General features: G+C 30.0%; 32 protein-coding genes and 1 tRNA gene. 27 read left to right on the top strand and 6 right to left on the bottom strand.

All coding sequences use genetic code 11. The features are described from left to right. Positions 1–9 precede the first annotated feature (9 nt). The 4 genes from ACFQ1R_RS12640 to ACFQ1R_RS12625 all read left to right on the top strand — a co-directional run bounded on the left by ACFQ1R_RS12640 (position 10) and on the right by ACFQ1R_RS12625 (position 3,400). Entirely contained in the window at positions 10–1,716 is a 1,707-nt protein-coding gene (locus ACFQ1R_RS12640; protein WP_379926604.1) for a sodium:solute symporter, read from the top strand. Next, on the top strand, positions 1,697–2,680 hold the full coding sequence (locus tag ACFQ1R_RS12635) for a Gfo/Idh/MocA family protein (protein WP_379926603.1): 984 nt from the start codon (positions 1,697–1,699) through the stop codon (positions 2,678–2,680). Before ACFQ1R_RS12640 ends, ACFQ1R_RS12635 begins: the two co-directional genes overlap by 20 nt. 104 nt (positions 2,681–2,784) lie before the next feature. Then, positions 2,785–3,210, top strand: coding sequence for a hypothetical protein (locus ACFQ1R_RS12630; RefSeq protein ID WP_379926602.1), 426 nt, complete (start codon positions 2,785–2,787; stop codon positions 3,208–3,210). Further along, positions 3,200–3,400: a helix-turn-helix transcriptional regulator gene (locus ACFQ1R_RS12625; protein WP_379926601.1), complete on the top strand. Its 201-nt coding sequence runs from the start codon at positions 3,200–3,202 to the stop codon at positions 3,398–3,400. The genes ACFQ1R_RS12630 and ACFQ1R_RS12625 overlap by 11 nt, the downstream gene beginning before the upstream one ends. Before the next feature lie 75 nt (positions 3,401–3,475). Here the strand turns inward: ACFQ1R_RS12625 and ACFQ1R_RS12620 are convergent, their stop codons facing one another. Beyond that, on the bottom strand, positions 3,476–4,327 hold the full coding sequence (locus ACFQ1R_RS12620) for a DUF2911 domain-containing protein (RefSeq protein WP_379926600.1): 852 nt from the start codon (positions 4,325–4,327) through the stop codon (positions 3,476–3,478). Between the two features lie 106 nt (positions 4,328–4,433). Further along, a complete protein-coding gene (locus tag ACFQ1R_RS12615; RefSeq protein ID WP_379926599.1) occupies positions 4,434–5,135 on the bottom strand; it encodes a DUF1003 domain-containing protein in 702 nt (233 codons plus the stop codon). Positions 5,136–5,235: 100 nt separating this feature from the next. Between ACFQ1R_RS12615 and ACFQ1R_RS12610 the strand changes: the two genes are divergently transcribed. The 22 genes from ACFQ1R_RS12610 (at position 5,236) to ACFQ1R_RS12505 (ending at position 21,745) form a co-directional block, all read left to right on the top strand. Further along, positions 5,236–6,135 (top strand): alpha/beta hydrolase, encoded by a 900-nt coding sequence (locus tag ACFQ1R_RS12610; protein WP_379926598.1) that lies wholly within the window; start codon positions 5,236–5,238, stop codon positions 6,133–6,135. A 108-nt stretch (positions 6,136–6,243) separates the two neighbouring features. Beyond that, positions 6,244–6,900 (top strand): TetR family transcriptional regulator C-terminal domain-containing protein, encoded by a 657-nt coding sequence (locus ACFQ1R_RS12605; protein WP_379926597.1) that lies wholly within the window; start codon positions 6,244–6,246, stop codon positions 6,898–6,900. 7 nt (positions 6,901–6,907) lie between these two features. Next, positions 6,908–8,218: an ABC1 kinase family protein gene (locus ACFQ1R_RS12600; protein WP_379926595.1), complete on the top strand. Its 1,311-nt coding sequence runs from the start codon at positions 6,908–6,910 to the stop codon at positions 8,216–8,218. Further along, positions 8,218–8,853 (top strand): flavin reductase family protein, encoded by a 636-nt coding sequence (locus tag ACFQ1R_RS12595; protein ID WP_379926594.1) that lies wholly within the window; start codon positions 8,218–8,220, stop codon positions 8,851–8,853. Before ACFQ1R_RS12600 ends, ACFQ1R_RS12595 begins: the two co-directional genes overlap by 1 nt. Before the next feature lie 3 nt (positions 8,854–8,856). Beyond that, on the top strand, positions 8,857–10,281 hold the full coding sequence (locus ACFQ1R_RS12590; protein ID WP_379926593.1) for an SDR family oxidoreductase: 1,425 nt from the start codon (positions 8,857–8,859) through the stop codon (positions 10,279–10,281). After that, positions 10,278–10,412, top strand: coding sequence for a DUF2256 domain-containing protein (locus ACFQ1R_RS12585; protein ID WP_379926592.1), 135 nt, complete (start codon positions 10,278–10,280; stop codon positions 10,410–10,412). Before ACFQ1R_RS12590 ends, ACFQ1R_RS12585 begins: the two co-directional genes overlap by 4 nt. Beyond that, entirely contained in the window at positions 10,388–11,701 is a 1,314-nt protein-coding gene (locus ACFQ1R_RS12580; RefSeq protein WP_379926591.1) for a DASH family cryptochrome, read from the top strand. The genes ACFQ1R_RS12585 and ACFQ1R_RS12580 overlap by 25 nt, the downstream gene beginning before the upstream one ends. Further along, positions 11,698–13,230, top strand: a complete 1,533-nt coding sequence (locus ACFQ1R_RS12575; RefSeq protein ID WP_379926589.1) for a cryptochrome/photolyase family protein — start codon at positions 11,698–11,700, stop codon at positions 13,228–13,230. The genes ACFQ1R_RS12580 and ACFQ1R_RS12575 overlap by 4 nt, the downstream gene beginning before the upstream one ends. Then, entirely contained in the window at positions 13,220–14,692 is a 1,473-nt protein-coding gene (locus ACFQ1R_RS12570) for a cryptochrome/deoxyribodipyrimidine photo-lyase family protein (protein WP_379926588.1), read from the top strand. The genes ACFQ1R_RS12575 and ACFQ1R_RS12570 overlap by 11 nt, the downstream gene beginning before the upstream one ends. A 118-nt stretch (positions 14,693–14,810) precedes the next feature. Beyond that, positions 14,811–15,236, top strand: a complete 426-nt coding sequence (locus ACFQ1R_RS12565) for a hypothetical protein (RefSeq protein ID WP_379926587.1) — start codon at positions 14,811–14,813, stop codon at positions 15,234–15,236. Then, positions 15,233–15,505, top strand: a complete 273-nt coding sequence (locus ACFQ1R_RS12560) for a TIGR03643 family protein (RefSeq protein WP_379926586.1) — start codon at positions 15,233–15,235, stop codon at positions 15,503–15,505. Before ACFQ1R_RS12565 ends, ACFQ1R_RS12560 begins: the two co-directional genes overlap by 4 nt. A 54-nt stretch (positions 15,506–15,559) precedes the next feature. Next, positions 15,560–16,255, top strand: a complete 696-nt coding sequence (folE, locus tag ACFQ1R_RS12555; RefSeq protein WP_379926585.1) for a GTP cyclohydrolase I FolE — start codon at positions 15,560–15,562, stop codon at positions 16,253–16,255. Positions 16,256–16,259: 4 nt separating this feature from the next. After that, positions 16,260–16,490, top strand: coding sequence for a hypothetical protein (locus ACFQ1R_RS12550; protein WP_379926584.1), 231 nt, complete (start codon positions 16,260–16,262; stop codon positions 16,488–16,490). Between the two features lie 5 nt (positions 16,491–16,495). After that, positions 16,496–17,179 (top strand): SDR family NAD(P)-dependent oxidoreductase, encoded by a 684-nt coding sequence (locus ACFQ1R_RS12545; protein WP_379926583.1) that lies wholly within the window; start codon positions 16,496–16,498, stop codon positions 17,177–17,179. Positions 17,180–17,212: 33 nt separating this feature from the next. After that, positions 17,213–17,725: a glutathione peroxidase gene (locus ACFQ1R_RS12540; RefSeq protein ID WP_379926661.1), complete on the top strand. Its 513-nt coding sequence runs from the start codon at positions 17,213–17,215 to the stop codon at positions 17,723–17,725. Between the two features lie 5 nt (positions 17,726–17,730). Next, positions 17,731–17,913, top strand: coding sequence for a Lacal_2735 family protein (locus tag ACFQ1R_RS12535; RefSeq protein WP_379926582.1), 183 nt, complete (start codon positions 17,731–17,733; stop codon positions 17,911–17,913). Then, positions 17,900–18,361, top strand: a complete 462-nt coding sequence (locus ACFQ1R_RS12530; RefSeq protein ID WP_379926581.1) for a TspO/MBR family protein — start codon at positions 17,900–17,902, stop codon at positions 18,359–18,361. The genes ACFQ1R_RS12535 and ACFQ1R_RS12530 overlap by 14 nt, the downstream gene beginning before the upstream one ends. A gap of 2 nt (positions 18,362–18,363) precedes the next feature. Next, positions 18,364–18,825, top strand: a complete 462-nt coding sequence (locus tag ACFQ1R_RS12525; protein WP_379926579.1) for an SRPBCC family protein — start codon at positions 18,364–18,366, stop codon at positions 18,823–18,825. Then, entirely contained in the window at positions 18,826–20,130 is a 1,305-nt protein-coding gene (locus tag ACFQ1R_RS12520) for a cryptochrome/photolyase family protein (RefSeq protein ID WP_379926578.1), read from the top strand. It begins immediately after the preceding gene. A 74-nt stretch (positions 20,131–20,204) separates the two neighbouring features. Then, entirely contained in the window at positions 20,205–20,789 is a 585-nt protein-coding gene (locus tag ACFQ1R_RS12515) for a TMEM175 family protein (protein ID WP_379926577.1), read from the top strand. A 48-nt stretch (positions 20,790–20,837) separates the two neighbouring features. Next, complete coding sequence (gene bshB1, locus ACFQ1R_RS12510; RefSeq protein ID WP_379926576.1) at positions 20,838–21,554, top strand: bacillithiol biosynthesis deacetylase BshB1; 717 nt, start codon at positions 20,838–20,840, stop codon at positions 21,552–21,554. A gap of 115 nt (positions 21,555–21,669) precedes the next feature. Continuing rightward, positions 21,670–21,745, top strand: a tRNA-His gene (locus ACFQ1R_RS12505). A 57-nt stretch (positions 21,746–21,802) separates the two neighbouring features. Here ACFQ1R_RS12505 and ACFQ1R_RS12500 read toward each other — a convergent pair. From ACFQ1R_RS12500 to ACFQ1R_RS12485, 4 genes are all read right to left on the bottom strand, one after another. Further along, a complete protein-coding gene (locus tag ACFQ1R_RS12500; RefSeq protein ID WP_379926575.1) occupies positions 21,803–22,819 on the bottom strand; it encodes a M28 family metallopeptidase in 1,017 nt (338 codons plus the stop codon). 55 nt (positions 22,820–22,874) lie between these two features. After that, a complete protein-coding gene (locus ACFQ1R_RS12495) occupies positions 22,875–23,927 on the bottom strand; it encodes a M28 family peptidase (protein WP_379926574.1) in 1,053 nt (350 codons plus the stop codon). Between the two features lie 116 nt (positions 23,928–24,043). Then, the gene (locus tag ACFQ1R_RS12490; RefSeq protein ID WP_379926573.1) at positions 24,044–24,418 is read right to left on the bottom strand and encodes an FUSC family protein; all 375 of its coding nucleotides are present in this window, start codon (positions 24,416–24,418) and stop codon (positions 24,044–24,046) included. Between the two features lie 6 nt (positions 24,419–24,424). Next, the gene (locus tag ACFQ1R_RS12485; protein WP_379926572.1) at positions 24,425–25,174 is read right to left on the bottom strand and encodes a DUF3108 domain-containing protein; all 750 of its coding nucleotides are present in this window, start codon (positions 25,172–25,174) and stop codon (positions 24,425–24,427) included. 237 nt (positions 25,175–25,411) lie between these two features. Between ACFQ1R_RS12485 and ACFQ1R_RS12480 the strand changes: the two genes are divergently transcribed. After that, entirely contained in the window at positions 25,412–26,257 is an 846-nt protein-coding gene (locus ACFQ1R_RS12480) for a universal stress protein (RefSeq protein ID WP_379926571.1), read from the top strand. Positions 26,258–26,259: the final 2 nt, after the last annotated feature.

The following is a 26,259-nucleotide window of genomic DNA, read 5'->3' as shown; positions in this document are numbered from 1 at the left end:
CCTTTTAATATGCAATTAAACTGGATAGATTGGGTAGTTTTATGTGCAACATTATTGGCAATTGTTGTGTATGGCACATGGCAAACCAAAGGCAGTAAAAACGTTCAAGATTATTTAAAAGGCGGAAATACTTCAAAATGGTGGACTATTGGTCTATCGGTCATGGCTACACAAGCTAGTGCAATTACCTTTCTTTCAACACCAGGTCAAGCGTTTAACGACGGTATGGGATTTGTACAATTCTATTTCGGGTTACCCATTGCTATGGTGGTTATTTGTATGGTGTTTATTCCATTATACCATCGTTTAAATGTGTATACCGCTTACGAGTTTTTAGAAAACCGCTTCGATTTAAAAACAAGAACGCTAACCGCTATTTTGTTCTTAATACAACGTGGTTTGGCAGCAGGCATTACTATTTTTGCACCTGCTATTATTTTATCGGTGGTTTTAGGTTGGAATTTATTAACCCTAAACATAATCATTGGGTTGTTGGTAATTATTTACACCGTTTCTGGTGGAACGCGTGCTGTAAACGTAACGCAAAAGCATCAAATGGTGGTTATTTTTATAGGTATGTTAATCGCCTTTTTTCTCATCGTTGATAAATTGCCTCAAGATATTTCATTCAGTAAAGCACTTAGTATTGCAGGCGCTAGTGGTAAAATGGAAGTGTTAAATTTTTCATTCGATTTGAATAACCGCTACACCTTTTGGAGTGGTATTATTGGTGGTACGTTTTTAATGTTATCGTATTTTGGAACAGACCAAAGTCAGGTGCAGCGGTATTTATCAGGAAAATCGGTAAAAGAAATGCAATTGGGATTGATTTTTAACGGACTTTTAAAAGTACCAATGCAGTTCTTTATCCTATTAGTAGGTGTTATGGTTTTTGTGTTTTATCAGTTTAATGAAGCGCCTGTTAACTTTAATCCTACAGCAACAGAGGTTGTTTTAAATTCTGAATATTCTGAAGCCTACAAACTGCTTCAAAAAAAGCAAAATATCATTTTTAATGAAAAGCAAGCTTATATAAATTCGTTTGTAAATAGTGAAAATGATGTAGTTTCAAAAGAAATTTCAAGGGCAAATAAAACTAACGACTCTATAAAAAAAGAAGCTAGAATTCTTATTGAAAAAGCAGCAAAAAATAAAAATATAAAAGTAGAAAGTAACGATAAAGATTATGTATTTATTCATTTTATTTTGAATAATTTACCACGTGGTTTAATAGGGTTGTTGTTGGCGGTTATTTTAAGTGCAGCCATGTCTAGTACAGCAAGCGAGTTAAATGCCTTAGGTTCTACAACAACCATCGATTTATACAAACGAAACACTGTTGAAAAAACCGAAGAACACATGGTTAAAGCTTCCAAATGGTTCACTTTTGCTTGGGGCATTATAGCTATTGGTGTGGCTTGTGTTGCAAAACTTGCCGAAAATTTAATTCAGTTGGTTAACATTATTGGTTCTATTTTTTATGGAAATGTGTTAGGCATTTTTTTATTGGCTTTTTTCTTTAAGTTTGTAAAAGGACAAGCGGTTTTTATAGCGGCGTTAATAACCCAGTTTATTGTTATTGCTTTGTTTTTTCTTAATGAATACCAACTAATTAATTTGCCATATTTATGGCTAAACTTTGTGGGTTGTGCCATTGTTATTCTAATAGCATGCCTACTTCAATTAAATTCTAAAAATGATACAATCACCACCTAAAAAAATTAAATGGGGCATTATAGGTTTAGGAAGAATTGCTAATAGTTTTGCAACCGACCTACTAACCATTCCTGATGCCGAATTATATGCCGTTGCATCAAGAGACCAAGAAAAAGCTGATTATTTTGCTGATAAATATGATGCTAAAAAAGCATATAATAGTTATGAAGCATTAGCAAACGACCCAGAAATTGACGCTGTTTACATTGCAACACCACATGCTTTACATAAAGAAAATGCACTTATGTGTTTAGAAAAGGGTATTGCTGTTTTAGGTGAAAAACCGTTTGCTATGAACGCTGAAGAAGTGGAAATAATGATAGCAAAAGCTAAAGAAAAGAACGTACTTTTAATGGAAGCGCTTTGGACGTATTTTTTGCCACATTATCAATACGTTTTGAAATTATTAGAGAGTAAAACATATGGCAATATTTTAAAAATTGAAAGTGATTTTGGCTTTCAACGAGAATATAACACAAAAACCAGATTGTTTAATAAAGCCATGGGTGGTGGTAGCCTTTTAGATATTGGTATTTATCCCATTTTTGCAACACTTTCAACATTAGGTTTGCCAAAACATATTGATGCATCAGCTACTTTTTTTGAAAACGGTATCGATTCATCATGTACTATGATTTTTGGTTACCAAAACAATGTAGAAGCGCATTTAAAAAGTTCACTTTTAGAAGTATTGCCAACAGAAGCTATTTTTTATTGCGAAAAGGGAGTTATTAAAATTAACACTCAATTTCATTGCCCATCTACTGTGTCATTAATTGTTGATGGAAATGAAGAAGTTAAAGAATTTGGGTATAAAACCATTGGTTATAACTACGAAACCATTCATTTTAACCAACTGATACGTGATGGTAAAACTGAAAGTGATATTATGACTTTTGAGTTTAGCAGAAACCTTATAAAAACACTTGATAGCGTTAGAAAAGTTATTAATCTTGAATATTAAAAGTTAAGTTAATATTACTTTTTGTTAAATATATTTGTCTAAATGTAAAGTTTGTTTTACTTTTTATTTATCAATCATGTAAATTAATTTTAAAACGAACAATTATGAAAACAAATTATTTATTACCAAACAAGTACAAAAAAATTGGTTGGGTACTATTTTTAACAGGAATCATTATAGGTGTATTTCTTCAAATTTTCGATTCAACTGAAGATATCTTTAATTTGGATTTAATCAATAATTTCGGATTTGAATTCTTAGATGAAATTATTTCAATTTTAATAATTATTGGAGGTTTATTAGTGGGTTTTTCAAAGGAAAAGATTGAAGATGAATTCATTCATAAGTTAAGACACGAATCGTTAGTTTGGGCAATTTTACTTAATTACATTATTCTTTTCCTAACCGTTATATTTATTTATGAAGGTAATTTTTTCACTGTTTTGGTTTATAATATGTTTACACCATTAATTTTCTTTATTGTTCGCTTTAATTTTTTAAAACTAAAATCTAATAGCGATGAAGAATAATATAAAAATACAACGCGCCATACATAATTTTACTCAAGCAGATTTAGCAGAAAAAATAGGAGTTAGTAGGCAAACCATAAACGCTATGGAGAAGAATAAATATGTGCCATCTACTATACTTTCTTTAAAAATTGCAAAATTGTTTGAAGTTTCAGTTGAAGAAATATTTATTTTGGAAGAAGAAGATTAAAAAAAAATGCAACTTTTCGAGTTGCATTTTTTTAATCTAGAGAATCTAGAAATATAATATTCTAAAAGGCTTTAATTACATACCTCCCCATTCTTTTAAAGAATCTTGGTTCATTTTTACATAATCGGCATTTCCGGCTTTTTCAGAAGCAGCTAATGATTTTTTTGCAGCAGCAATAGCACCTTTTTTGTCTCCAGCTTTCGCATAAATTAATGATTGTTGTCTTAATTGCCAAAACGCTACTTTATCGCCTGCCATGGTAATAGCTTTGTCTATCCAAGTTTTTGCTTGTTTTATGTCTTTGTTGGTTTGTAAATAGTAAACTGCAGCACTGTAATAATCGTTAGCAGTTGGTGTACCATTCATAACATCGTTTATACTGGTAAGTACCATATCATCAGTTGGTACATCCAATTTAACGCCTACATAAACACCTTCCCAAAGCATTCCTAATACAGCACTATCATTCGTTAAATCATCAAAAGTCATTGTAAACGTTTCAATTTTCATTGGCATTGGGTATACTGGCGTATTTATTTTTGCCGCTATTTTTGTTTCATCCCAAGGTTGTGGAACGCCGCCACCTGCATAATCAGTATAGAAATAAACATCCCAACTTGTTGCTTCAGGTTTTGTAAAAATAGCGTATGTGCCAGCTTTAAGTGGTTGACCATCAACTGATACATCTGTGCTGAACGTAATTTTTGTTCTTAAATTTGCTCCCGTTCTCCAAATACTTCCGTAAGGCACTAAATCGCCAAAAATAACACGTTCTCTCATGTTTGGTCTTGAATATTCTAGAGTTATATCGGTTAATCCAACCTTTTGTTCCAACTTGCTTGACGGACTTGGTTGTGGTGTTACAATTTGAGCATTTACAGTAAAAGTTGCTGTTAAGGCTAATAAAAATACGAGTAGTTTTTTCATATGAAATATGTTTTTTGTTTTAGTTTTTTATTGATTTTATAAATTTAAGCAATACTTATTTTTGAAATGTTAACGAAACCTTAAATTAAGTTTTTTCTGTTTATTTCTATTTTTGTTTTAGTTGTTTCATAATATCTTCCATCATTTCAACTTGTACTTGCTGTATTGTTAATAGTTCTTGTTGTTGGTGTACAATTAAATGATCTATTTTTTCGTGTAACATTCTAATTTCTAATTCCGATTTTAAATTCACCATATAATCCTGTTTAGAGCGTTCTCTGTCTTTTTCTTCTTGTCGGTTTTGACTCATCATAATCACAGGTGCTTGTAAGGCTGCTAAACATGATAGCATCAAGTTAAGTAAAATAAACGGATATGGGTCGAAAGCTTTGTTTGCTAAAAATATAATATTGATAAGCATCCAAATAAGAATAAAAACACCAAAAATGATTATAAATTTCCAGCTACCACCAAAAGTTGCAATTTTATCAGCCAATCGTTGCCCAAATGAAAACCCCGAATTATCAGATTCAATGTCAATTTTACTTGAAATAGTTTCATGGTTTTGCAAAGTTTTTAAAACATCGGCTTCAAGTTCATTTAATTCACCAACTTCTTGCATTAAATAATTGGCAATATATTTTTCTCGGTATTGATTTAATTCAACTATAGCAATTAAGCTTTTAGAATTAAAATTAGGATGATCTTTTTTTATTAATTCAAAAATAGATTTTCTTATGGTTTTAGCATATACTTTTTCGCTTTCTTGAAATTCTGTTTTAGAAATGCTGCTTAAAAATGTTTTCATTATTTTGAATTTATTATTAATGGTGTTTCGTAAATACAATTTTACGCTTACTTTAGCCCAAATTTTGCACTACTTAAATTATTTACTCTTACAATACACAATGAATCAAAAGATAATTACATTTTTCATATTATTTTCTTCATTTATCGCTACTTCGCAAACTAGATATGTTGATAAGGTTTTTGATAGTATTTCATCTAAAACATTTACCTATTCAATTAGAGATAAAGATACTTTAAAATTGGATATTTATGAACCAATAACAGATTCAATACGGAATAGACCACTTTTTGTTATATTACATGGTGGAGGCTTTATTTCTGGCTCAAGAAATGATGGCTCATTAATATATATGGCTGAAACTGTTGCTAAAAAAGGCTATGTTGTAGCTTCTGTTGACTATCGTTTATTAAAAAATAAATTAATAAACTGTAGCTATCCTGCAACTGGAAAATTAAAGGTATTTTCTAATGCCTCTGAAGATTTGTTAAATGCCTTATTGTATCTTGTAAAGTATAAAGAATCTTTCAAAATAGACGATAAGAAAATAGTGTTATTTGGTGTTAGTGCAGGTGGTGAAACAGCTTTAAACATTGCGTATAATAGAGAGTTTTTATTAAGAAATACAGATATTTATAAGGCAATAAAACCAGCAGCAATCATTTCTATTTCAGGCGCCATACCTAAAGCTGAATTAATTTCAAAAAATAATGCCATACCTACTGTATTGTATCATGGTATAAATGATAAGGTTGTACCATACGATATAAGCTCACATCAATCTTGTTTGCCAACATCGCCAGGTTTTTTGCTATTAAATGGCTCAAAAATTATTGCCGAAAAGTTAGAAACAAATAACACAAGTTTTCTTTTGTATAGTTATTTAAATAGAGGTCATGATATTTTTAACCTACCTAAAGACGATTTTTACCAAGCCTTTGTGTTTATAAATAAAGTTGTTTTAAGTAAAAAATTCTTTCAAGCAAGAATTGTGCAATAGCATATTTTATAAGTTTTTAAGTGTTAGAAATTTTTAATAGTTAATTTTTGTTTAATTTTTATTAAAAAATGTTAAACATTATGTATCTTTGTTATATAATTTATTATTATGGCAAAGAAGAAGACTATTTCAGAAAACGACATCATTTCATTTTATATGGATTATGTTTTGGAACACAACGAAAATCCAAATTCAGTTTACGCGTTTGCTAAGACAAATAATTTTGAGGAAGCTAAATTTTATGAATATTTTGGTTCATTTGAAGCTATTGAAAAATCTATTTTTAATGCTTTTTTTAATAATTCAATTTCAGCATTAACAAATAGTGACGATTATCAATCTTTTGATGCTAGAAACAAACTACTAAGTTTTTATTTTACTTTTTTCGAAAATTTAACTGCTAATAGAAGCTATGTTGTTTATGCACTTCATAAACATAAAAATAGCATGAAAGGTTTAGCGTTGCTGTCTGAACTTAGAAAAAGTTTCACTACTTACATTAGTAATTTAGGTATTGAAACCATAGATGTAAAACAAGAACAATTAGAAAAAATTCAAAATAAAGCAATACAAGAATCTGCTTGGGTACAATTGCTTTTAACAATAAAATTTTGGTTGGATGATACGTCTGCTTCTTTTGAAAAGACTGATATTTTTATTGAAAAATCTGTTAATACCAGTTTTGATGTTCTGAATATCGTGCCTTTAAAAAGTGTAATTGACTTTGGGAAATTCATTTTCAAAGAAAAAATGCACATGAACTAAAATGCCCATGAAAACAATTGATTCTATACCTGTTTCAAAAATAAGTCGTGCTTCAAAACTAGTGTCAACTGGTGCTAAAGTTGGTGTTAATTACCTAAAATATTATGGTGATAAACTAACAAAAACAGAAAATGAAGCCAGAGCTAAACTTAATGAAAATAATGCTGAAGATATTTATGATAGCCTAAAACAATTAAAAGGAAGCGCATTAAAAGTAGCTCAAATGCTTAGTATGGAAAAAAGCATCATGCCGCAGGCTTATGTAGAAAAGTTTTCATTAGCACAATTTTCTGTTCCGCCTTTATCGCCACCATTAGTTTTAAAAACATTTAAAAATTATTTTGGTAAACTACCAAATGAATTATATGATTCCTTCAACGCAACATCTGTAAATGCTGCAAGTATCGGTCAGGTACATATTGCAGAAAAAAATGGAAAAAAGCTTGCTGTGAAAATCCAATACCCAGGCGTTGCACAAAGTATTGTGTCCGATTTGGCTCTTGTTAAGCCTATTGCTATGAAAATGTTTAATATTAAGGGAAAAGACTCGGATAAATATTTTAAGGAAGTTGAAGGAAAATTAATTGAGGAAACAAATTATGTGTTAGAAATGCAACAAAGCAAGGAGATTGCTGCTACTTGTTCACACATTCCTAACCTGTTGTTTCCTCAATATTATGAAGAATTATCGTCTGAACGTATCATAACAATGGATTATATGCACGGTGAACACCTTTCGGAGTTTACTGCTTATAATACCAACCAAAAAACGGCTAATAAACTTGGGCAAGCACTTTGGGATTTTTACATGTTTCAAATACACAAACTTAAAAAAGTTCATGCAGATCCGCATCCTGGAAATTTTTTAGTTTCTGAAAATGGAGAATTAATCGCGCTCGATTTTGGTTGTATGAAAACCATTCCAGATGATTTTTATGTACCTTATTTTGAATTGGCCGAACCAAAAAATATTTCAAATCGAAAATATTTTGTTCAAAAATTATACGAATTGGAAATTTTACGTGAAGACGATTCAAAAGAAGAAGTTGAATTTTTTACCGAAATGTTTTATGAGCTTTTAAGTTTATTTACACAACCGTTTCATGTGGAAACCTTCGATTTTTCTGATAGTGATTTTTTTGGAAAAATTGCAGAATTAGGTCAGCGTTATTCCAAAAACACTGAATTAAAAAAAATGAATGGAAATCGTGGTTCTAAACATTTTATCTATATAAATCGTACTTTTTTTGGATTATACAACTTAATGTTCGATTTAAAAGCGAAACATGTAAAGATTAACAATTTTAAAAACTTATAATGCCACATTTTAGTCAAAATGATATTAATAAGCTAGAGCATTTATATAAAATCAATCTTATAAACAGTTGTTCAGGTTTTAAATCGGCTAATTTAATTGGCACAAAATCTTTAAACGGTATTAGTAATGTAGCCATATTTAGTTCGGTAACACATATTGGTTCCAATCCGGCATTGCTAGGTTTCTTTTTAAGACCAACAACCGTTATTAGAAATACTTATGATAATATAAAAGAAACGGGTTTTTTCACCATAAATCATATAAATGAAACTATTATGGAAGATGCGCATCACACATCGGCAAAATATAATTCCAATGTTTCAGAATTTGATGTTACTAACCTAGAAGAAATTTATAAAAACAATTTTTTTGCACCATTTGTAAATGCATCTCCTGTACAAATGGCTATGAAATATGTTGAAGAATACCCCATACAAGCAAACGGAACCATATTAGTTATAGCTGAAATTTTAGATTTATATATTGAAGATTATTTATTAGAAAACGATGGTTTTGTAAACCTATCAAAAGCAAATACTATAGCTATTAATGGGTTAGATGGCTATACACTTCCTAAATTAAAAACACGTTTAGAATACCAAAGACCAAAAAAAACAGCTTCAATTAAAACATAAAAAATGAAAATTCTAATTACAGGTGCTACAGGTTACATTGGTAAACGACTTATACCAATACTTATTAATGAAGGACACCACGTAGTTTGTGCTGTAAGAGATGCGTTAAGAGCAGATAAAACCTATTTAGATGACGAACATATAAGCATTGTTGAAGCAGATTTTTTAAAACCCGAAACTTTAAATAGCATTCCAAAAGACATTGATGTTGCTTATTATCTTATACATTCCATGTCGAATACATCAAGAGATTTTGAAATTTTAGAAGCAAAATGTGCCGAAAATTTTAAAACATATTTTGATGATTCTAAGTTAAAACAAACCATTTACCTAAGTGGTATTACCAATGAGGAAAACCTATCTAAACATTTACAATCTAGAAAAAATGTTGAAGAATTATTAGTATCAAACACTTATGCGCTTACTGTTTTTAAAGCAGGCATTATAGTAGGTTCTGGAAGTTCTTCATTTGAAATTATTCGCGATTTGGTTGAAAAATTGCCAGTTATGGTAGCTCCAAAATGGCTAAACACTAAAACGCAACCACTAGCGGTAAGAGATGTTCTGGCATTTTTATCAAAAGCAAAAACAAACCAAGAACTTTACAATAAAAGCTTCGATATTTTTGGTCCCGAAATTTTAACCTATAAGCAAATGCTTTTAGAATTTGCTAAAATTAGAGGTTTAAAGCGTTACATTTTAACAGTACCAGTAATGACGCCTAAACTATCATCATATTGGCTATATTTTGTTACATCAACATCATACAAACTAGCTTCAACATTAGTTGATAGTATGGGTGTAGAAATAGTGGGTAAAAAAAGTGACATAAACACAATTTTAAATATAGAACCTATAACATATAATGAAGCTGTTTCATTAGCATTTGAGAAAATAGAGCAGAACAGTATTATTTCTAGTTGGAAAGATTCTATGGTAAGTAGTGGTCGATTGAATACCAATTTTCACAAATACATAAACGTACCAAAGTATGGTTGTTTTAAAGATTTTAAACAACGAAATATACTTGATGAAACTAAAACCATCAATAAAATATGGTCTATAGGTGGAACAACTGGTTGGTATTATGGCAATTTTTTATGGAAACTAAGAGGTTATCTAGATAAACTAGTTGGTGGTATTGGATTAAGACGCGGAAGAACCCATATTTCAGAATTAAATACAGGTGATGCTTTAGATTTTTGGCGTGTTATTTTTAGTGATAAAAAAGAAAAAAAATTATTGCTCTATGCCGAAATGAAACTTCCAGGTGAAGCATGGTTAGAATTTAAAATTGAAGATGGCATTTTAAAACAAACAGCCACATTTAGACCTCGTGGACTTTGGGGACGTATTTATTGGTATAGTGTTTTGCCTTTTCATGGGTTTATTTTTAATGGAATGATAAATAAGCTGGTTAGCATTTGAAAAAGCAACATTTACCAGAAAAAATATGCCCTGTTTGTAATAGGCCTTTTACATGGCGAAAAAAATGGGAATTAAATTGGATAGACGTTAAATATTGTAGCGAAAAATGCAGGAGAAACAAAACAAAATAGCCTTGGTTTGGTTTAAAAACAACTTACGTGTTCATGATAATAGCACTTTGTATGAAGCGTGTATTAAATATAAAACTTGTATTGCTGTTTATTGTTTTGATCCCAGAGATTTTGAAATAACTAACTATGGGTTTAAAAAAACCGAAAAGTTTAGAGCACAATTTTTAATTCAATCGGTTGCAAATTTAAAATCAAATTTAGCAGATTTAAATATCAATCTACTCACTTACTATAATAAGCCTGAAGACATTATCCCGCTTTTAGTTTCAAAATACAACATTGAAACTATTTACACTCAAAAAGAATGGACTCAAGAAGAAGCAACTGTTTTGCAAAATTTAACAAATAACCTGCCTACTAGCATTTCAGTTATTGAAAATTATGACCAGTTTTTGTACCATCCAGATGATATTAAGATTAATGCAAATCAAATTCCAGAAGTCTTTACCAATTTTAGAAAGTATTTAGAGAAAAACTGCTTTGTTCGTAATCAGGCTTTGTCTCCAGTAGCAAATCAACATGTAATTCAAACGGAAGAAACTTTCATCCCAACTTTACAAGATTTAGGCTTTGAAGCATTTAAAACCCATCCAAAAACTGCATTTCCTTTTTTAGGTGGAGAAACGTGTGCTTTAAAACGACTTCAAAATTATTTTTTTGAAACTAAAAAATTGGGATTTTATAAAAAAACTCGCAACGGATTAATAGGTGCCGATTTTAGTTCCAAATTCTCACCTTGGCTAGCAAATGGTAGTCTTTCTGCACGAACCATTTACTGGGAAGTAAAACAGTTTGAAAAAGAACACTTTCATAACGACTCCACATATTGGCTTATTTTCGAACTTATTTGGAGGGATTATTTTAAATATATTTCACTTAAACATGGCAATAATATTTTCAAAATTCATGGCATTTTAAATAGTAAATACCATTGGAATACAAACCAAACCAACATTACTAATTGGATAAATGGTAACACTTTAGAGCCTTTTGTAAATGCCAACATGATAGAGCTTAAAAAAACAGGTTGGATGAGTAACAGAGGTAGACAAAATGTAGCATCCTACTTTGCCAAAGAACTTGAAATCGATTGGCGTATTGGTGCTGCTTACTTTGAAGCTTTGCTTGTTGATTATGATGTACATAGCAATTACGGAAATTGGATGTATGTTTCTGGTGTTGGTAATGATCCTAGAGACCGAAAATTCAATATAAAAATGCAAGTCGAACGTTACGATCCACAAGGGAAATATCAAAATATTTGGCTTCAAAACACACTTTTTGAATGAAAACTTTACGACTTATACTAGGCGACCAACTTAACTTAAAACATTCGTGGTTTAAAAATACAGATGATGATGTGTTGTATTGCCTGTTTGAAATGCGCCAAGAAACAGATTATGTTACTCATCATATTCAAAAAGTAATTGGCTTTTTTGCTGCAATGCGTCAATTTTCAGAAGATTTAAGGCATAAAAATCACCACGTAGTTTATTTCAAAATTAATGATGCAGAAAACACGCAAAGCCTTACACATAATATTGAAAAACTCCTATCAAAATACAACATCAAAACCTTTGAATATCAAGAACCTGATGAGTATCGTCTTGATAAACAACTAAACGATTTTTGTAAAACATTAAGCATACAACATAAGGTTTTTTCTTCAGAGCATTTTTATACAACACGCAACGAATTATCTAATTTTTTTAAAGGAAAAAAACAATATCTCATGGAGAATTTTTATCGCTACATGAGAAAAAAACACGACATATTAATGCTTGCTAATCAACCACTTGGCGGTAAGTGGAATTATGATAAAAGCAATCGAAATAAGTGGAAAGGAGAAGTAGACATTCCAGCATTTATAAGTTTTGAAAATAACGTATCTGAAATTTTAAACGATATTCAAAAAGCAAACATTAAAACCATTGGAACTCTTGAAAGTGATACATTTCAGTATCCTATTACACGTGTTCAAAGTTTACAACAATTAAAATATTTCTGCGAATATTTACTAATGCATTTTGGCGATTTTCAAGATGCCATGCACACTAACCAAACCTATTTATTTCACTCGAGGTTATCATTTGCTTTAAACACAAAGCTAATATCTCCTAAAGATGTTGTAAAAACTGTTTTAAACTATTATTTAGCGAACCAAAAGAGCATTCATATCTCGCAAGTAGAAGGCTTTGTAAGGCAAATAATTGGTTGGAGAGAATACATGCGAGGTATGTATTGGGCACTTATGCCAGATTACAAGAATTTAAACACCTTAGGAAATACCAACAAATTAGCAGATTTTTTCTGGACGGGAAATACAAAAATGAACTGCCTAAAAAACGCCATTACCAATAGTTTAAATTCTGGCTATGCGCACCACATACAGCGCCTTATGGTTACAGGAAATTATGCGCTTTTAACGGAAACAAATCCTGATGAAGTCGATGCTTGGTATTTAGGTATATATGTGGATGCTATAGAATGGGTTCAACTTACAAATACAAGGGGTATGAGCCAATTTGCCGATGGCGGAAAAATTGCAACAAAACCCTATGTTTCATCAGCAGCATATATTCACAAAATGAGCAATTATTGTGATGAATGCCATTATGATAAGAACAAAAAAACAGAAGCTAATGCGTGTCCTTTTAACAGTTTATATTGGAATTTTTTAGATGAAAAACGAATGTTTTTAAAAGACAATTTTAGGATGAAAATGATGTATTCCGTCTTGGATAAAATGAATACCGAAGAGCTAAAAGCATTAAAAAACAAAGCAAAACATATTATCGAATATCAAGATGCATACTGATAAAAAACATATAAGTGTAGTTTGGTTTAAACGCGATTTAAGATTACAAGATAATGAAGCTATTTTTAATGCTTTAAGTTTAGATAAGCCAGTGCTTTTACTCTATGTTTTTGAGCAAATACTTATTGAAGATTCACATTACAGTGAACGCCATTGGGATTTTATTAAACAATCTTTAATCGATTTAAATCAACAGCTACAACATTATAATTCAAAAGTGTTGGTAGTTAAATCAGATATGATTCCAGTTATCAATCAGCTTTTAAATTATTTTAAAATAACTCATATATTTTCGCATCAAGAAACTGGTATTATGGTTACTTACGAGCGTGATAAATCGTTTTCAAGGTTTTGTAAAAACAATCAAATCACTTGGAACGAAAATATTAATAATGGTGTTCAACGCGGATTAAAAGATAGAGAGCAGTGGATTGAAAAATGTAATGCCTATTTTGAAGTTGAACCATTAAAATTTAACCCGTCTGAACAACAATTATTATCAATTGATGAAGTAGAAAAATTAGAGCAACTATTTAATACACCAAGTTTAGAGACTCATCTTAATTCTCCTTTACAAAAAGGAGGTCGTACCATGGGTGTTAAATACCTCGATTCATTTTTTAGTGGCCGTTATAAAAATTATATGGCATACATATCTAAACCGGTATTAGCAAGAAAAGGTTGTAGTCGTATTTCGCCATACATTGCTTGGGGAAACTTATCAGTTCGAGAAGTTTACCACCGTGCATACCATTTAAAGGAAATAGTACATGATAAAAAAGCACTTGAAGCATTCATGTCACGACTTCGTTGGCAAAGTCATTTCATTCAAAAGTTTGAAATGGAACACACCATGGAAGCATTAAGTATTAATAAAGGGTTTCAAAAGCTAAAGAAAAACATTTCAACAAACTATCAAGAGGCTTGGAAAAATGGATTTACAGGCTTTCCTTTGATTGATGCTTGTATGCGTTGCCTTAATGAAACAGGATATCTAAATTTTAGAATGCGCGCTTTAGTGGTATCTTTTTTTACACATAATTTATGGCAACCATGGCAAGATGCTTCCAAACATCTATCTCAAATGTTTCTTGATTTTGAACCAGGAATTCACTTTCCACAATTGCAAATGCAGGCTGGTGAAACTGGCACTAACATATTGCGTATTTATAATCCAATAAAGAATAGTTATGAGCATGATCCTGAAGGTGTTTTTATAAAAAAATGGATTCCAGAATTGATACAATTACCTACTCAGTTTGTTCATGAACCATATTTAATGACTGAAATGGAACAGGGTTTTTACAATTTTAAGTTAGGTATTGATTATCCTAACCCAATTGTTAATATTGATGAAACCCGAAAAAAGGCCAGTAAAATTTTATGGAACCTTCAAAAAAATACAATTGTAAAAAAAGAGGCAAACAGAATACTAAAAAAACACACTTTGCCCAAAAAGTAACTTGTTTTATTGCTTCACATACAGGTTATTTTTCTATATATTTTTTTAAGATGTTAATTATTGTTTAATCTTTATTTAAAAAACTTAAACATTTTGTATATTTGATTATATTTATGATATGATACTAGATACAACATATTCAAATAAGGTAAATATTGAACTAATTAATGACTTAGTAGGCAAACCTTATAGTATTATAAAATCTATAAGAATGAAAGGTATTGGCTCTAAGAGAATGATTATAGAAGAGGTTAGCCCTAACATGAAACAATATATAAACGTTGTTGATGATGCTAGTTATGCCAATATTGAATTACGACCATTAGGTATTTTAATTAGAATTAACAAAGCATTAAAAAATTATACTTGGGTTATTCCTTATTACCAATTAGTTATTTATAAAACAAATTTAAGAAGTATACATGCCCAAGGACGTTATATCCGTTTTAAAAACAGCATCACCTTAAAAGAAAATAAATTATTTTTTAACAAGCTGCTAGATTTAAAAGCAAAATATGAAGAACAATATTCTGTTAAACCATGATATTAAATGAACAACATATTGACCGTATTATTGAAATGGCTTGGGAAGACAGAACACCATTTGAAGCGATTACAATTCAGTTTGGTTTAAAAGAGCAAGAAGTTATTGAACTAATGCGCAAACAAATGAAACTTAGTAGTTTCAAAATGTGGCGAAAACGTGTTCAAGGAAGAAAAACAAAACATGAAAAATTAAGAACATTTGATAAAGGTCGTTTTAAATGTTCACGACAAAAAATAATTTCAAACAACTCAATATCAAAACGATAACGCTGCTTTGCTTTATGAGATGAGTACATAAAGACAGCACACAAAAAAGACGCTATGAATACACAAACAGTAGTAAACAAAAAAAATCATCGTAAACTTAATGGATTTTCACATGAAGATATAGGAGACGACCATTTGTATACAGGTTTACAAACTCCTATGAAGAAAGATGCATTTAAACTTTCTGATTCAGAAAAAAAACACAGAATTTCTTTATTGTTTGAAGAAATTATGGATGTTATGGGTTTAGATTTAACCGACGACTCCTTAAAAGGAACACCAGAACGTGTTGCTAAAATGTATATTGATGAAATTTTTTCTGGGTTAAATCCGGCTAATAAACCAAAAATAGCATTGTTTGATAACAAATATCAATACAATCAAATGTTAGTTGAAAAAAACATTTCGTTTTACTCTAATTGCGAACATCATTTTGTGCCAATTATTGGTAAAGCACACGTGGCTTATATTTCTTCAGGGAAAGTAATAGGATTGTCAAAACTAAACAGAATCGTACAATACTATGCAAAACGACCACAAGTACAAGAGCGATTAACAAATCAAATAGCCGAAGATTTAAAACAAATTTTAGGAACCGATGATGTTGCAGTAATTATAGATGCAAAACATTTATGTGTATCGTCTCGCGGTATAAAAGATGAATCATCAGCAACTGTTACCTCTTATTTTGGTGGAAAATTCAATACTTCCGAAAAAATTGCAGAATTACAAAATTACCTTAAAAATTAATCTCATGGATGTTATAAATGAAGCTTTAGAATTCGAACAAACAAAATTAAAATCACTTACAACAAGCGATAGAATTGAAATTTCAAGAAAAGCAAAGACATTAATTCTTGGTTTAAATGAAATTTATAAACGCCAAAAAGATGCTCAAATTATGGATATTATGAAGCGTTTAACAGCAATAAAGCGAAAAGTAGAAAAACGATTAAATGGAAAACATTTAATAGCAAATTTATAATGCATATGAAAACCATAGTCATAATTGGTGGAAGTAAAGGCATAGGAAATGCTATTGTGAAAAACTTAGTCAATACTTGTAAGGTTATTAATATTAGTCGTTCAATTCCAGAATTTCAATCACCAAATTTAACAAACTATACTTGTGATGTTTTAAAAGATAACTTGCCCGAAATTGAAGTTATAGACGGTTTAATTTATTGCCCAGGAAGCATAAACTTAAAGCCAATATCACGATTGAGTATAGATGATTTTAAAGACGATTTTGAAATTAATGTTCTTGGTGCAGTAAAAGCTATTCAGCACTATTTAAACGCACTTAAAAAGGGTAGTAATCCTTCTATTTTGCTATTTAGTACCGTAGCTTCAAAATTAGGAATGCCGTATCATGCAAGTATTGCAACAGCAAAATCTGGTGTTGAAGGCTTGGTAAAATCATTAGGCGCAGAACTTGCACCAACCATAAGGATAAATGCTATTGCACCAACAGTTACAAATACAGAATTAGCTTCAAAACTATTAAAAAATGAAAAAATGATAGAATCAATTACAGAGCGTCATCCTCTAAAAAAAATCTTGAATCCAGAAGAAGTTGCTAATATGGGTATATTTTTACTATCAGATAGTGCTTTGTCAATTTCAGGACAAGTTTTTCAGATGGATTCTGGTATTGTATCTTTTAAAATCTAAATAAAAATGAAATTAATAATTATATCTTTTTGTATGTTTTCAATATTTAGTTCATCACCCAAAACAGAACCAACAGAATCAATTTATTCTATAAAAATAAATTCATTATCAGGCGAATCAATTCAGCTTTCAGATTATAAAAACAAATATATTTTATTTGTAAATGTGGCTTCAAAATGTGGTTTTACAGGGCAATATGAAGATTTACAAAAGCTTTATGATACTTACAAAAACAAGCTTGTAGTTATAGGTGTTCCATGTAATCAATTTGGTGGGCAAGAACCTGGCACTTTTAAAGAAATAGAAACATTTTGCAAGCAAAATTATGGTGTTACGTTTTTAATGACAGAAAAGATTGATGTTAAAGGAAATACGCAACACCCATTATATCAATGGTTAACACAAAAGGAAAAAAATGGAAGTTCAAGTTCAACAGTGAAATGGAATTTTCAAAAATATTTAGTTGGAAAAAAAGGCGAATTAATTGATTATTATTTTTCAATTACAAATCCTTTAGATGCCAAAATAATAAATCATTTAAAATAAAAGCTATGTTTAATTTATTTAGAAAAAAATCTGAAATTGAGAAATTAGAAAGTAATTTTAAAAAGTTAATGAAAGAATGGTATGAACTTTCAAGCATTAATAGAAAACTAAGTGATGAAAAATATGCTATGGCACAAGCCTTAATACCAAAAATAGAACAGCTAAAAAAAGCACATGAAATTAATTAAATTAGTTGCAGTATTTTTAATAATAAACTTTGGCGCTTTAGCAATTGGTGTTTGGTTGATGGATAATGGTCCGCAAACTAATTGGTATATACAACTAAACAAAGCACCTTGGACGCCACCTGGTTGGGTTTTTGGAGCTGCTTGGAGTACTATAATGGTTTGTTTTTCATTTTACATGGCTTACCTTTTTTTACAACTATCAAATACTAAAGAAAAAATACTTTTTACGGTACAGTTTATCTTAAACGTAAGTTGGAACTTCATTTTTTTCAATCAACATTTAATAGCTTTTGGTTTGGTGGTAATACTTGCGCTTACAAGTGTTATTGCTATTTTTTCGTTAGATTATTTAAAAATTATGAAGTTTAAAACCATATTAATTATGCCATATTTTCTATGGTTGTGTATAGCTTCTTCATTAAATCTTTACATATTACTTTATAATTAAAAATGACAATTTTCACACTACATAAAAAACAAAATTTGCCCATAACTGTTAATCAGGCTTGGGCGTTTTTATCAAGTCCTAAAAACCTAAAAACAATTACACCAGATTATATGGGTTTTAATATTATTTCTGGAGCCGAAAAGCCCATGTTTGCAGGACAAATTATTCAATACATTGTAACGCCAGTTTTAGGAATAAAAACTAAGTGGGTTACCGAAATTACACATGTAATAGATAATCAATATTTTGTTGATGAACAACGCTTTGGACCCTATGCGCTTTGGCATCATAAACATTTTATTAAAGAAATTGAAGGTGGTGTTGAAATGGAAGATATTATAGATTACAAACTACCTTTTGGGTTTTTAGGAACCTTAATGCATCCAATTTTAGTGAAGCCCAAACTTGAAGAAATTTTTAATTACCGAGCTAAAAAGCTTGAAGAACTTTTTGGCAAATATTAAATGAAACAATCTGTAAACATATTTTGGTTTCGTCGCGATTTAAGGTTAGATGATAACAAGGCTTTGTACGAAGCCTTAAAAGGTGATTTTCCAGTTTTACCAATTTTTATTTTTGATTCTGAAATATTAAATAAACTTCCCGAAGATGATGCCCGAGTTACTTTTATTCACAACACGTTGCAAGCTATAAGGGAAATTTTGCAAAATAAATACGATAGTAGTTTAGCCATTCTGCATGGAAAACCAATAGAAGTTTACAAAAATCTTATTGAAAACTATACGATTAATGCAGTTTACACAAACCATGATTATGAACCCTATGCTATAAAACGCGATTTAGAAATTGAATCTTTTTTAAAAGAGAATAGTATTGAATTTAAAACCTATAAAGACCAAGTTATATTCGAAAAAAACGAGATTGTAAAAAGTGATGGAACACCTTATGTGGTTTACACACCATACATGAAAACATGGAAAGCGAAATTTAAAACTATTACTTTAAAGAATTTTAATACCGAAAATCATTTTAATAACTTGCTAAAAAACAAGGTGTTGCCTAATTTGGAACTTTCAAAAATAGGCTTTAAACCATCAAATCAACCTATTGAAAATTATACGATTACACCAACGATAATTCAAAATTATGAAGCAAAACGTAATTTTCCTTCGCAAGATGCTACTTCTAAATTAGGTCCACATTTACGTTTTGGCACAGTAAGTATTCGAAAAATGGTTCAAAAGGCCATAGCAGAAGAAAATCAAATATTTTGGCAAGAACTTATTTGGCGCGAATTTTTTATGCACATTTTATGGCATTATCCACATACCGCAACACAAAGTTTTAAACCGCAGTACGATCGTATAGTATGGCGAAATAACGAAACCGAATTTAAAGCATGGTGCGAAGGCAAAACAGGCTATCCGTTGGTTGATGCTGGTATGCGCCAACTTAATGAAACTGGGTTTATGCATAATCGTGTACGTATGTTGGTTGGTAGTTTTTTATGCAAACATTTACTTATCGATTGGCGTTGGGGTGAAGCTTATTTTGCTGAAAAACTGCACGATTATGATATGGCTAGTAATGTTGGTAATTGGCAATGGGTAGCAGGTTGTGGTGTAGATGCAGCACCATATTTTCGTATTTTTAACCCAACTACACAAATAGAAAAGTTTGATAAAAATTTAGCTTATATTAAAAAATGGACACCTGATTTTCAGGAATTAACCTATCCGCAACCTATTGTAGACCATACCTTTGCTAGAGAGCGTTGTTTAAGAGTTTATAAAGAAGCACTTCAATAAGTTTTAATTCATTATTATTACCTTTTTTTAGAGACTTTACGTAATTTAGTATTTCATAATATTAAATTTTATTGATGACAAAAGGCAGACTTGAAGCATTTACCGATGGTGTTTTGGCAATAGTAATTACCATAATGGTTTTAGAATTAAAAGTACCACATGGTGGTAATTTTGACGATTTAAAACCTCTTTTCCCTGTTTTTGGAAGTTACATTCTTAGTTTTATTTATGTTGCTATATATTGGAACAATCACCATCATATGATGCAAACCGTAAAGCATGTAACAGGTAGTATTTTGTGGGCAAATATGCATTTATTGTTTTGGTTGTCGTTAATTCCGTTTGTTTCCGGTTGGATGGGTGAAAACCATTTCTCATCAGCATCGGTATTTTTATATGGTATTGTGTTATTAGGTGCAGCTTTAGCATATTTTATCTTGCAATTTTTAATTATAAAAAGTCATGGTAAAGAATCTATCTTAGCTAAAGCTTTAGGTAAAGATTTAAAAGGAAAAGTATCTCCTATTTTTTATATAATAGGGATAATTTCGGCATTTTTTAATGTCTATATTTCGGGCGTTACTTTTGTATTAGTCGCCATTATTTGGCTTGTACCAGATAAACGAATTGAAAAAGTTATAAAAAACACATTTGAATAGCATTTTTTTATTTAAAGAAAACGTTATTTTATATTTTAAAATAAATTTATGAAGTTAGATATACTTGCTATTGGTGCGCATCCTGATGATGTAGAGTTGGGTTGTGGTGCAACTTTAGCTAAAGAAATAGCAAACGGAAAAAAAGTTGGTATTATTGACTTAACACGTGGTGAATTAGGCACACGTGGCACAGCAAAAACAAGAGATGCAGAAGCTAATGAAGCCGCAAAAATATTAGGCGTTTTAGTAAGAGAAAATTTAGAATTTGCTGATGGTTTTTTTGTGAATGATAAAAAGCATCAACTAGAAATTATTAAAATAATTAGAAAATACCAACCAGATATTGTTATATGTAATGCTATAGATGATAGGCATATAGACCACGGAAAAGGTAGTAAATTAGTAAGTGATGCTTGCTTTTTAAGTGGTTTGGTTAAAATTGAAACAGCACTAGAAGAAAAAAATCAAAAAGTATGGCGACCAAAACAAGTTTATCATTATATACAATGGAAACCTATGGAACCCGATTTTGTTGTAGATGTTTCTAATTATATGGACATTAAAATGAAAGCAGTACTAGCTTATAAAACACAATTTTTTGATGCCAATAGTAAAGAACCAGAAACACCAATTTCAAGTAAAAATTTTACGGATAGTATAGTATACCGAGCGAGAGATTTAGGACGTTTGGTTGGCATTGAATATGCCGAAGGTTTTACCGTAGAGCGTTACGTAACAGTTAATAATTTAACCGATTTAATTTAGTTTTCAACTAGTTATATTTTATTTATATAATTCGCTTAAAAATTTTAAAAAAAGTCTTTGTAGATACGGTTGAAATCAATTACATTTGCACTCGCATTAATAATGCGTGCTACATGGTGGTTGTAGCTCAGTTGGTTAGAGCATTGGTTTGTGGTACCAAGGGTCGCCGGTTCGAGCCCGGTCTTCCACCCAAAACAAAAGCCTTTCAAGAAATTGAAAGGCTTTTAATGTTTTTTATTAGTACTTGTTTATTTTTTATCAACTTTTATACGCTCATCTCTATTAGCCAATTCCCAAGCGGTATGGAAAACTAAACGTGCACGTGTTTCTAATAGGTCGTATTGTATTTTGTCAGGAGTATCGCTAGGTCTATGATAATCGGCATGTGTTCCGTTAAAATAAAATATTACTGGAATATTGTTTTTAGCAAAGTTATAATGGTCTGAGCGGTAATAAAATCTATTAGGATCGTTTTCATCATTATATGTATAATCAAATTCCATATTAAAATATTGGTTATTTACAGCTTCAGATATATCGTGTAATTCTTGACTTAGTTTATCAGAACCTATCAAATACAAATAGTTTCGTTGGTTTTCATGTTTTCTATCAACACGTCCTATCATATCAATATTTAAATCGGCAACTGTATTTGCTAAAGGGAATATAGGATTTACTTCTGTATAATAGCGAGAACCAAACAAGCCAATTTCTTCACCCGTAACGTGTAAAAATAAAATGCTTCGTTTAGGACCATATCCTTTATCAGCAGCAATTTTAAAGGCTTCAGCAATTTCTAAAATGGCAACTGTACCAGAACCATCATCATCTGCACCATTGTTAATATCACCATTTTTTGATATACCTATATGGTCTAGGTGTGCTGAAATAATAACAATTTCATCTGGTTTTTCAGTGCCTTTTATATATGCAACTACGTTTTCAGACTCTTTAATGTCGTTTGTAAAGTAGGATGCAGGTATTTTTTGAAAATAATCTCCATTAGCAATTGGTGACGAAATTCCTAAAGAAACATAATGGTTTTTAAGAAATTCAATGGCTTTTTTTTGTCCGGGTTCTCCTGTTTTTCTGCCTTCAAACTCGTCTGAAGCATAGGTAAAAAGAGCTTCTTTTAATTCGTCTTGAGTTATTGTTTCTGCAAATTGTGCTGCTTTTTCAGCATCTTTACTGTTTTTATTATTCTGGCAAGTGCCACAACTTACTATTAGTAGTATGGTACACGAAATTAGTGTGAATTTTTTCATCAAAAAATATTTTTACTATAATACAAAAAAAATAATTTAATAAACTTATTTTTTTCTAATTAAGAAATTGGCTTTTTGTATCAACTACAAGTCTATTTTTTTGGTTTGCTAATTGCCATGCTGTGGCAAAAATTAATTTAGTTCTTTTTTCTAGTAGGCTGTAGTTTATTTTATCGGGTGTATCAGTAGGGTTGTGGTAATCGCTATGTTCACCATTAAAATAAAATATTACAGGAATTCCATTTGAAGCAAAATTATAATGGTCTGATCTTGAATAGTAATTGTTTTTATCATTTTCGGCATTAAACCTATAATCTAAGTCGATATTAAAATAGGCATTGTTAACTTTTTCAGAAAGGTAATGAAGTTCTTTACTTAGCCTATCAGAGCCTATTAAATATAGATAGTTTTTGTTGTTTTCATGAATTTTATCAACGCGTCCTATCATATCTATATTTAGATTTGCTATGGTATTTTCTAAAGGAAATATTGGGTTTTTCACATAATATTCAGAGCCTCTTTTTCCAATTTCTTCAGCAGTTAAGTGTAAAAAAAGAATACTTCGTTTTGGACCATTTCCTTCTTTTTTTGCGGTATTAAATGCTTGTGCCATTTCCATAAGCGCAACTGTACCAGAGCCATCATCATCGGCACCATAGTTTATTTTTCCATCATCATTAATTCCTAAATGATCTAAATGTGCAGATATTATAATAATATCATCAGGGTATTGAGAACCTTTAATATAAGCTAGTACATTTTCTGATGCTTTTATGCCTTTAGAAAAGAAATGTTTAGGAATAGTTTGGTAATAATTTTGAGTTCCTAAAGGCGACTCAATTGCTTCATTTATATAATAAGATTTTAGGAATTGAGCTGCTTTTTTTTGTCCTTTTTCACCTACGCGTCTTCCTTCAAAATCTTTAGATGCAAATTTATAAAGTTGTGTACTTAACTCTTCTGAAGTAATAGTATTTGCATATTTAAGTACCAAAGTACTATCCTCAAGTTTTATATTGTCTTTTAGTGATTGAATTCTAGCAGTATACTTTGGAGTTGCACAGGTGCCAACTAACGCAAATGCTGAGAGTATACAAAAGGTTTTCATGTATTAATTAATTTTGCAACTTGTGAAAGATATTCTTGTAAAAGGTATTACTTAAAAGTTATTTGTTTGTAAATTATCAATGCAAATATATAAAAAGCAAAGAAATTACTTACTAATTAATTGTCTAATTCTATATTTTCAAGTTCAAGGGAATCTATATCAGTGCTTTCAATTTCTAATCCTTCTAATTCTTCAATCGCATCTTCTTCAAATTGTGTTTCTTTTGCATCTAAAACATCTGTATTTTCAACAATTGTTTTTGTAAAAATAGCTTTGTAAGTTGTTATACTTAAAGCTATTATGGTTAAAATAAATGTAAATTGAATTATTTTTTTTACTTGACCTGCTTTTTTTGACAAATAAAAAGCAGTAACACCAAAAATAAGAGCTGCTATAGCTGGAAAAATTGCCAAATTTGAAATAGGCAGTACGGAAAATAAAATAGCAAAAACCGATGCTATAATAGCTAGAATAGTAAATAATTTTTTCATAGCCATTTAATTTCTTAAACCTGATGCCGACTTAATTTTTAATTCTCCGTTACCAACAGGAATTTTAAATTTACCGTAAACTATTATTTTATTTTCATCAGCAGTTAACCAAATGTAATTACTGTTTTTACCTTGTAAAACATTTGCTTCACTAGAACCAACCGCTAGTTTGTAGCATTCCTTTTTGCCAATAGCTGTAGATAGGGTTTCTTTACCTAAGTATGTTAAAATGCCTTTAATTTCTTCGTTATCAAATAAAATGGTAAACGTTTTTTTTGTGCCAACAGGCATGTTTTTATAATCTAAAGTCCGCATATAGTAAAGTGTAGAAACAATATCTTTAGTGCCAGAGTTTATTTTTACTGTTTTTTCTTCAACATAATTATTCTTTTTTTTCATTACAGATTTTACTGTATTTGAGCTATTGCTAAAAGTATATTTCATATTTTTAAAATAACTTCCTTCATTAATATCTCTATTGTATAAGTATGGAGTTAAGTTACTAGGGTTTACATAGCTTTCGTATAAATCTCTAATTTTAAAAAAATTGTCCCATTTACTGTAAGTAGCTGCAGTACATTTTAATCGTAAAAGAGTTGATTTTGATGTTTTAACTTCACTAGCTTCCATGGTTACTTGCGCTATATCTGTAAGTACACCAGACATGTTATAAGATGTTGTATATACAAGTTTTTCACCAGCAGCAACAGCTTTATTTTGTGCATTTGTATTTGCATAAAAAAATACTAAAATCATTAAAAGGGTTAAAAATCGTGTCATATAAATTAAAAATAGAGTTAAGAAGTTTTTTATTAACATTTATTATGCCGAAAATACAATGCTTTGCGTAATTATGCTAATTTTTAGTGTTTAAAAGTGTTAGTTTTTACAACTGATATTTGTCATAGTTTTCTATATGTATTTAGCATAAATTTATATTTATTAAATATTTATAATTAATTGATAATGAATTATTTTAAACTATAGAAAGCAATGAAAACTATTTTATTACCTACAGATTTCTCTAAAAATTCAATTAATGCAATTAATTATGCAGTTGAATTATATAAAAATGAATCTTGCATATTTTATATTTTGAATGTTCAAAAAGCATCTTCTTTTATTTCTGATGACATGATGGTGGTAAATGCTTCAGCAACTATTTATAACACTATTGTTGATGCAGCAAAAAAATCAATCAATAACATTATTGTTAAAATGAAAAAGCATTACAACAATGATAAACATCAATTTATTGCTATTGTAGATTATGATAATTTTATCGATTCTATAAATCAAGTTTCAAGTAAATACAATGTAGATTTAATTATAATGGGTACAAAAGGCGCTTCGGGTCTAACCAAAATGTTTTTTGGTAGTAATACGGTTAAAGTTATTCAAAGAAGTAATATACCAGTATTGGCTATACCAGAAGCATGTAAATTTGATGGTTTAGAAGCTGTTGGGTTTACTACTAGTTTTAAAAATTTATATAGAAAAGAAGATTTTAAACAAGTAAAAGAGATCATATCTTTAAATAACAGTAAAGTGCATATTTTACACGCATTATGTGAACAAGATTTTGCTGATGAACTTGATAAATCGATAGACCTATTAAAGCAAATTTTTAAATATCCTGTTTTTGATTATTTGGTAGTAAAGAATAATAATGTTTATGAAACTTTGCACGAGTTTACACTTACAAACAACATCAAATTGATTGCTATGTTGGTTGATAAGCATACTTTTTTTGAACGATTATTTAACACACATACCTTTGAAACGATAGCTTTTAATGCAGAAATGCCATTTTTAGCTATGAAAAAAAGTGAAGATTAAAT

It is taken from the genome of Mariniflexile jejuense (assembly GCF_042675665.1).
GTDB lineage: Bacteria > Bacteroidota > Bacteroidia > Flavobacteriales > Flavobacteriaceae > Mariniflexile > Mariniflexile jejuense.
This window is presented reverse-complemented; position numbering and strand designations above follow the sequence as displayed.